This window comes from Pseudoalteromonas sp. AOP31-A2-14 (genome assembly GCF_052378035.1).
In the GTDB taxonomy this organism is placed as follows: domain Bacteria; phylum Pseudomonadota; class Gammaproteobacteria; order Enterobacterales; family Alteromonadaceae; genus Pseudoalteromonas.
On the sequence record NZ_JBQSXI010000001.1, the window covers coordinates 262385 to 270000 of the forward strand.

Sequence of the window (7616 nt, forward strand, 5' to 3'; positions counted from 1 at the left end):
GCGGTCATCTGCAAGCCGCTAATACTTAAATAACTTTTTTCGTTGCTTAGTGGTTAATGGTATTCTAGGTGGGGTGGAACGAGTAAAGCATTGCCAAAATTGGCTTAATAGCTCGTCAATATTGGCGTTGGATGTTTCAAAGTTGCGCCAATTTAAATAGTAATCTCGCAGTGGAGCAGATTTTTGTAGTGCAAATTAGTGGCCTTAGTTATTAACTTTATATGTAGGCCTGATATTTGTAGCTGCTGTAGTTGGTATAGCGCATTCATCATCAAAAAATTACGTTTGAATAAATCCCGTTCAGGTAAGCTATCTAAAACGCTAATAGCCCCTTGGCTTTTTAACTTTGTTGCCAAAGAGTGGACTTGCCAAACTTGACCGTTAAAAATTAGTCCAAAAATCTCATCTATCAGTGGGTTAAGCATTGTTTGCAGCATAGCAATTAGTGTATCTTGAAGACCCTAACACAGCTTTTACTGCTGCTAAAGATTAAGGATTGATTAATGCCAAGTCAGTTTAAGCAACGACTACCTTTTATTTTTTTACTGCTTTTTACCTTTGCGATGCCTAAGAGCTATGCAAAAGAAGTGAGCTTTGCCCAGTTTGAAACTGAGCAAAATTGGCAAGAAAAAACACGTGTTGCAACTGTTTTATTAGCTGGTGAAAAATTACCTAGCAGTCAAAAAATAACTATTTATCAAGAGTTAGCGGATGAAGCTTTTAGCAATAAGGATTTTTCTAATGGCTTAAAATACTTTAAATTATTAGAGCAAAGTACAGCACTTGATCACTTACCCAAAGAGCATTTTCGGGCGATGAAAATGCAAGGGGTTTGTTATTACTTCCAAGGCTTAATGCAACGTGCTGCAATTGAATATGGCCGTGCCTTAAATTTAGCTAAACAAATGGACGATAAAATAGAGCAAGCTAATTTATTGAGCAATATAGGCTTAGCTTATTTTAAAATGCATAACATGGAGTTGGCCTTAGATTACTATCAACGCGCTAAAGATATTTATGAATTAGAAGGCAGTGCACAAGATAAAGCCGATATTCTGCATAACATTGCAGGCGTGTATATTCGTTTATCTCGCTACGACCTTGCACTTGATATGTACCGCCAAGTACTTAAGGTATTTCAAAAACTCGGTAATGAAAACGCAATAGCCCAGGTTTACGGTAATATGGGGGTTGCTTACAGTGAGTCAAAACAATATCCATTATCACTTCATTATTATCAATTGGCTCTGCGTTACTATCAAACTCAACAAGATAAACTTGCACTTTCAAGAACAAATACTAACCTAGCAAATATCAACCTAGTACTTGATAAACTGAAAGTGGCTGAAATACATGCGACAGCAGGGCGTGACTATGCTACTCAGGCTAATAATAAGTCATTATTATTAGCCGCATTGCATGTGCTTGGTAAAGTTCAGTTGGCTTTGGGTGATATTGCTCAAGCTCAAGCGAGTTTAACGCAATCACTAAGCCTTGCAAAAGAGTACAAAGATGAACTGATAATTAAAGATGGTCTTGGGATGCAAGCATTGCTCAGCGCAAGCTTGGGTGATTATAAACGTGCAGTAACACTACATAACGAATTTATTGATCATCAACGTAGCACTACTAGTGGAGAGGTACTACAAGCGTTGAACGCTTTTCAAACTCAGTTTGAGGCGAATAGGCTTAACCAAGAAATTAAAGAACTTAAGCAAGCGCGCAATTTGCAGAGGTTAGAAACGACAAAACAAACACAGCTAACAATTATGCTCACTATTGTGGTGATGCTGGTGGTGATCACTGCAGTGGCACTTTATCGTCGTTCAATGGAAAAAAAAGCAAAATTTCAATTAGCTGAAAAAGTACAGCAACGCACTGAAGAGTTGCAAACAATAGCTCAAGAGCTGCGCCAAGCTAATCAAGTTAAAAGTCAATTTTTAGCTAATATAAGCCATGAAATACGCACCCCATTAACGGCCATTTTAGGCCAAACTGACCATCTTATTCAGGGCTTATATCCTCCTGAGCAATTGCAAAATGAATTAAAAGTAATTCAAAGAAATAGCGATCACTTAAAAGGTTTGATCAATGATGTACTTGATTTGAGTAAAATTGAAGCAGGTAAACTTGAGCTTCATTTAACCGAGTTTGATTTGAGTTATTTGCTTTTAGATTTGTTTGCTATGTTTAAACCGCAAGCAAAAAGTAAGCAACTGCAGTTATTGTTAGATAACCAGGTGGGTCCTAGCTTTTGGGTGCAACTTGATTATATACGTGTAAAACAAGTTCTTATTAATTTATGCGCAAATGCCATAAAATTTACCAACAAAGGTTCGGTGACGATTCAGTTGTTGTCTACAAATCAAGGTGTGCAAATTAATGTTATTGATACCGGCATAGGTATGGATAATGAGCAAGTAGAAGTGGTTTTTGATTGCTTCATACAAGCCGATAACAGTATAACGCGCCGCTTTGGGGGGACAGGGTTAGGCCTTAGTTTATCGCAGCAGCTGGCGGTGATGATGGGGGGGTATATCAATGTTGAGAGTGAAGCAGCGCAAGGCAGCACTTTTGGTTTTTATTTACCTTGTAAAGAGCAACAGCCAAATAAGACACAAACTGCCTTAGAGTTGCCAGATGCATTAACTAAGTTACAAGGGAGGGTATTACTAGCAGAAGACCATCCGGATAACCTTCGCCTCATCGCGCATTATTTAAGGTCTTTTGGGCTTGATGTTATTAGTTGTGAAAATGGTGAGCAAGCTGTTGAGTTATGTTTGAAAGAGTTTCCTGATTTAGTGCTGTTAGATATTCAAATGCCGGTAATGGATGGTATGAGCGCACTCAATTTACTAAAGGAATGTGGCTTTAACGCGCCTATTTATGCGTTAACTGCTAATGCTATGAGCCATGAAATAAAAGGTTATTTGGATGCTGGGTTTAGTGGCTACTTAAGTAAACCGATAGATAAGTTTGCATTTTATAATGCACTTGCAACGCATTGCACAGTGTTAACAGATGTATTGGATACCCCAAAAATTGATTTGAGTGATTTAGCTAGTCGTTTTAGTAAAAGCTTTGGTGATGAATCGCAGCTTATCAAAAGCCACTTTAAGCATGCCGATTTGGCCGCTTTAAAACAAGATAGTCATCGATTGCTAGGCGCCGCACAAATGTTCAATTTAGATGAGCTGGCCCAATGTGCTTTAGTATTAGATCGGTTATTATCTAAAGGCAATAGTGAAGTAGCTTATCAGAGTTTAGAACAAGCAGTGGGAAACTTATTGCTTGCTCTTGATGGTGAAGCCTTAAACTCTTAAGTCGCTCTTAAAACAAAAATGCCTGTATTAAACAGGCATTTTATTAAGCATTAATAACAGTTTGAATTATTACTGACGTCTCATTGAGTCAAAAAATTCGTTGTTAGTTTTGCTCATTGATAACTTATCGATTAAAAATTCCATGGCGTCTATTTCTGACATATCATGAACAATCTTACGAAGAATCCACATTTTTTGCAGTTCGTCAGTTTTAGTTAGCAACTCTTCACGGCGAGTACCTGAGCGGTTAAAGTCAATCGCAGGGAATACACGCTTTTCAGAAATCTTACGATTTAAGTGTAATTCCATATTACCAGTACCTTTAAACTCTTCGTAGATAACTTCATCCATCTTCGAGCCAGTATCGATAAGTGCAGTCGCAATAATTGTTAAACTACCGCCTTCTTCAACATTACGTGCAGCACCAAAGAAGCGTTTTGGTTTGTGTAATGCATTGGCATCAACACCACCAGTAAGCACTTTGCCTGATGAAGGAATAACGGTGTTATAAGCACGTGCTAAACGGGTAATTGAATCGAGTAAGATGATCACATCTTTTTTGTGTTCAACTAGGCGTTTAGCTTTTTCGATAACCATTTCAGCTACTTGTACGTGGCGACTCGCTGGCTCATCAAATGTTGATGCGATTACTTCACCTTTTACCAAGCGTTGCATTTCAGTTACTTCTTCAGGACGTTCGTCAATAAGAAGTACCATTAATGTTGCATCTGGATGGTTGTAGCTAATCGATTGCGCAATGTTTTGTAGTAACATGGTTTTACCCGCTTTTGGCGGTGCTACTAATAAACCACGTTGGCCACGGCCAATTGGTGAAGCTAAATCAAGTACTCGAGCAGTTATATCTTCTTTACTACCATTACCACGTTCCATACGTAAACGTTCATTGGCATGTAGAGGAGTAAGGTTTTCGAAAAGAATTTTAGTGCGAGAGTTTTCAGGTTTATCAAAGTTTACTTCATTTACTTTTAATAAAGCAAAGTATCGCTCACCATCTTTAGGTGGACGGATAAGCCCCATAATAGAATCACCAGTACGCATACTAAAACGACGAATTTGACTAGGTGAAACATAAATGTCATCTGGGCCGGCCAAGTAAGAAGCTTCTGATGATCTTAAAAAACCAAAACCATCTTGCAAAATTTCTAATACACCACCGCCAAAAATATTTTCACCACTTTTGGCGTGGGCCTTAAGGATAGCAAAAATTATATCTTGCTTTCTTAAGCGGGCTACGTTTTCGAGCCCCATGGACTCAGCTAAGTTTACAAGCTCTTTTATCGACTTGTCTTTTAATTCGCGTAAATGCATATTGGTGGGTTCTTTATTACAGTTGTCATACTCAAAATCAATTTTGAAAGTTGAGTGAGGTTCGTTGAATATAACTAAGGATTAGTTGGTTTTATAAACTAGCAGGTCGCCGCGTGGGCGTCCAGTATTTAAGTAAAATAAATATAAAAAAAGGGCAAAAAGCCCTTTTTTTGACTTTTAGATGTTGTTTTCTAAAAACTCAACTAGTTGAGTTTTAGAAAGTGCGCCAACTTTAGTCGCAGCAACTTGGCCATCTTTAAAAAGCAGTAACGTAGGAATACCACGAATACCAAACTTAGGTGGAGTCCCGGCATTCTGGTCGATATTTAATTTACCAATTGTTACACGGCCGTCAAATTCATCTGCTATTTCATTAAGAATTGGGGCGATCATTTTACAAGGTCCGCACCATTCTGCCCAAAAATCAACTAATACAGGCTTGTCCGATTGTAATACGTCAGCCTCAAAACTGTCGTCAGTTAATTGAATCATTTTTTCGCTCATTGCGCTCTCCGGTAAGTTAGGCGAATTATTTAATGGGTATTTAAACACTCTTGTTTCTTATTGCAAGTTTAAACGTTATGCTTAAACGCTATGACTAAGACACATTTGACCGATAAAAAGTTTTCAGACTTTGCTATTGCACCGGAAGTGGTTGCCGGATTAACCGAAAATGGGTTTGAATATTGCACGCCCATTCAAGCTAAATGCCTACCTTTTATTTGTGATGGCCGCGACATTGCGGGTCAAGCACAAACGGGTACAGGTAAAACGTTGGCGTTTTTAACCGCCACATGTCATCGGTTATTACAATCTAGCAAAACACCTAGTAAACATCCAAGAGCCCTGATCATGGCCCCCACTCGGGAGCTTGCGATTCAGATCCACAAAGATGCAAAAATTTTAGCGCCACAATGTAATCTTGACTTAGGTTTAGTATATGGTGGCGAAGATTACGAAAAACAACGTGCACAGTTAGAAAAAGGCGTTGATATTTTAATTGGCACAACAGGGCGCTTAATCGATTTATATAAGCAAGGGTATTATACCCTTAATGAAATCGAAGTCGTGGTACTTGATGAAGCCGATCGTATGTTCGATTTAGGCTTTATAAAAGACATTCGTTATATGTTCCGCCGTATGCCAGATACTGCAGAGCGTTTAAACTTACTATTCTCTGCAACTCTATCGTATCGTGTGCAAGAGTTAGCTTTTGAACATATGACCAACCCAGAGCATGTACAAATTGAGCCTGACGTAAAAACAGGTAAGCACATTCAAGAAGAATTATTCCAACCCTCACAAGAAGATAAAATTAAGCTTTTATTAACTTTAATTGAGGAAGAATGGCCAGACAAAGCTATTGTTTTTGCTAATACTAAGCACAGTTGTGAAACAGTTTATGCATGGTTAAAAGCTGATGGACACCGCGTTGGAATGCTAACTGGTGATGTGAACCAGAAAAAGCGCCAATCAATATTAGCGCAATTCAGCAAGGGTGAACTAGACTTTTTAGTTGCAACTGATGTTGCTGCGCGTGGATTACATATTCCAGAAGTGAGTCACGTATTTAACTTTGACTTACCAGATGACTGTGAAGATTACGTACACCGTATAGGTCGTACAGGTCGTGCAGGTGCATCGGGCCATGCAATTAGTTTTGCATGTGAGCAATATGCATATAACTTGCATGAAATTGAAGAGTATATAGATCACAGTATTCCTTTATCACATTACGATAAAACAGCATTACTGGATGATTTAACTAAACCTACTATTCATAGAAAGCGTAACTTTTCTACAGGCCCACGTAATCGCAGTAACAACAGCGGACGTCGCCCAAATAATAGTTATCAAAAAGGACGGTCATAAACGACCGTTAGTTTAACTGTAATAGTAACCAGAGGTTTTTGAACGGTGGCGCAACTTAAACCGCAAAAGAATGTTTATGCAGTTATTGATTTAGGTTCAAACAGCTTTCATATGTTGATAGCTAAATCAATTGCTGGCGGCTTACAAACTATTGGTCGCGTTAAACGTAAAGTCAGACTTGCTGCGGGCTTAAATAATGAAAATGTTTTAAGCTATGAAGCAATGCAGCGAGGCTGGGAATGTTTAGCTCTGTTTGTTGAACGTTTGCAAGATATCCCGAAAAAAAATATCACTATAGTCGCAACAGCTACTCTACGCCTAGCGACTAATGCTGATATATTTAAGCAAAAGGCCGAGCAAATCTTAGGCCATAAAATCAATGTTATTAGTGGTGAACTTGAAGCACGTATAATCTATAAAGGGGTGGCACATACTTCTTCGTGTGTTGGACGTCAGCTAGTCATTGATATTGGTGGCGCAAGTACCGAAGTCGTTATTGGTAAGGGTTTTAGTGCCTTACACTACAAAAGCCTAAACATTGGCTGTGTTACCTACCTTGAGCGTTATTTTAAAGACTATAAGCTAAATGAGGCTAATTATAATGCAGCCATTAAGGCTGCTCGATTAGTGATTGACGATATCGCTGCAGACTATAAAATTGCAGGTTGGGAAGTCGCCTCTGGTGCTTCAGGTACCGTACAAGCTATTCAAGAAATAATGATAGCGCAAAACCTAAGTGATTCATTAACACTCAAAAAGTTACAAACCATTAAAGCTCAGTCAATTGAGTATCAAACCATAAATGATCTAGATTTACCCGGATTAAGCGAAGAGCGCAGACTGGTATTTGTTTCTGGGCTTGCAATTTTAATTGCACTATTTGAATCGCTCGAGATTGAAAGAATGGGATTGGCAGGCGGAGCGCTGCGTGAGGGGGTGCTATATAGCATGATCCCTGAATTTCATAACCATGATATTCGTAAACGCACAGTTGATGCCTTTATGTCTAGATACCATGTTGATCAAAAACAAGCAGATCGTGTTGCTGAATTATCCTTACAGCTTGCAGAAAAAGTAAATGAGCAATGGGGG

At 38.7% G+C, this 7616-nt stretch carries 7 protein-coding genes (1 of these 7 cut by a window edge); 3 read left to right on the forward strand and 4 right to left on the reverse strand.

From position 1 onward, the window contains the following. Nucleotides 1-18: 18 nt before the first annotated feature. Both ACT3S9_RS01190 and ACT3S9_RS01195 read right to left on the reverse strand, forming a co-directional pair. Nucleotides 19-171 carry a DNA-J related domain-containing protein gene (locus tag ACT3S9_RS01190; protein ID WP_441993145.1) on the reverse strand — a complete coding sequence of 51 codons (153 nt, stop codon included), beginning with the start codon at nucleotides 169-171 and terminating at the stop codon, nucleotides 19-21. Further along, nucleotides 153-437, reverse strand: coding sequence for a DNA-J related domain-containing protein (locus ACT3S9_RS01195; protein WP_441993140.1), 285 nt, complete (start codon nucleotides 435-437; stop codon nucleotides 153-155). Before ACT3S9_RS01195 ends, ACT3S9_RS01190 begins: the two co-directional genes overlap by 19 nt. A 66-nt stretch (nucleotides 438-503) precedes the next feature. On the opposite strand from ACT3S9_RS01195, the gene ACT3S9_RS01200 reads away from it, so the two are divergent. Next, complete coding sequence (locus ACT3S9_RS01200) at nucleotides 504-3323, forward strand: tetratricopeptide repeat protein (RefSeq protein WP_441994478.1); 2820 nt, start codon at nucleotides 504-506, stop codon at nucleotides 3321-3323. Nucleotides 3324-3392: 69 nt separating this feature from the next. On the opposite strand, the gene rho is transcribed toward ACT3S9_RS01200, so the two are convergent. Both rho and trxA read right to left on the reverse strand, forming a co-directional pair. Further along, complete coding sequence (gene rho / locus ACT3S9_RS01205; protein ID WP_441993143.1) at nucleotides 3393-4652, reverse strand: transcription termination factor Rho; 1260 nt, start codon at nucleotides 4650-4652, stop codon at nucleotides 3393-3395. Nucleotides 4653-4829: 177 nt separating this feature from the next. Then, nucleotides 4830-5156, reverse strand: a complete 327-nt coding sequence (gene trxA / locus ACT3S9_RS01210) for a thioredoxin TrxA (RefSeq protein WP_441836606.1) — start codon at nucleotides 5154-5156, stop codon at nucleotides 4830-4832. Nucleotides 5157-5246: 90 nt separating this feature from the next. Here trxA and rhlB point away from each other — a divergent pair, with 90 nt between their 5' ends. Next, the gene (rhlB, locus tag ACT3S9_RS01215; protein WP_444750661.1) at nucleotides 5247-6524 is read left to right on the forward strand and encodes an ATP-dependent RNA helicase RhlB; all 1278 of its coding nucleotides are present in this window, start codon (nucleotides 5247-5249) and stop codon (nucleotides 6522-6524) included. A gap of 45 nt (nucleotides 6525-6569) precedes the next feature. After that, a protein-coding gene (gppA, locus tag ACT3S9_RS01220) for a guanosine-5'-triphosphate,3'-diphosphate diphosphatase (RefSeq protein WP_441993144.1) crosses the window boundary here: on the forward strand, nucleotides 6570-7616 show its 5' portion. It continues 447 nt past the right edge of the window; only the first 1047 of its 1494 coding nucleotides appear in the window; it begins with the start codon at nucleotides 6570-6572; the stop codon falls past the right edge of the window.

Coding starts and splice junctions, on each gene's coding strand:
- ACT3S9_RS01195 (WP_441993140.1), bottom strand. CDS start 437: ATGCTGCAAACAATGCTTAACCCACTGATAGATGAGATTTTTGGACTA.
- ACT3S9_RS01200 (WP_441994478.1), top strand. CDS start 504: ATGCCAAGTCAGTTTAAGCAACGACTACCTTTTATTTTTTTACTGCTT.
- rho (WP_441993143.1), bottom strand. CDS start 4,652: ATGCATTTACGCGAATTAAAAGACAAGTCGATAAAAGAGCTTGTAAAC.
- trxA (WP_441836606.1), bottom strand. CDS start 5,156: ATGAGCGAAAAAATGATTCAATTAACTGACGACAGTTTTGAGGCTGAC.
- rhlB (WP_444750661.1), top strand. CDS start 5,247: ATGACTAAGACACATTTGACCGATAAAAAGTTTTCAGACTTTGCTATT.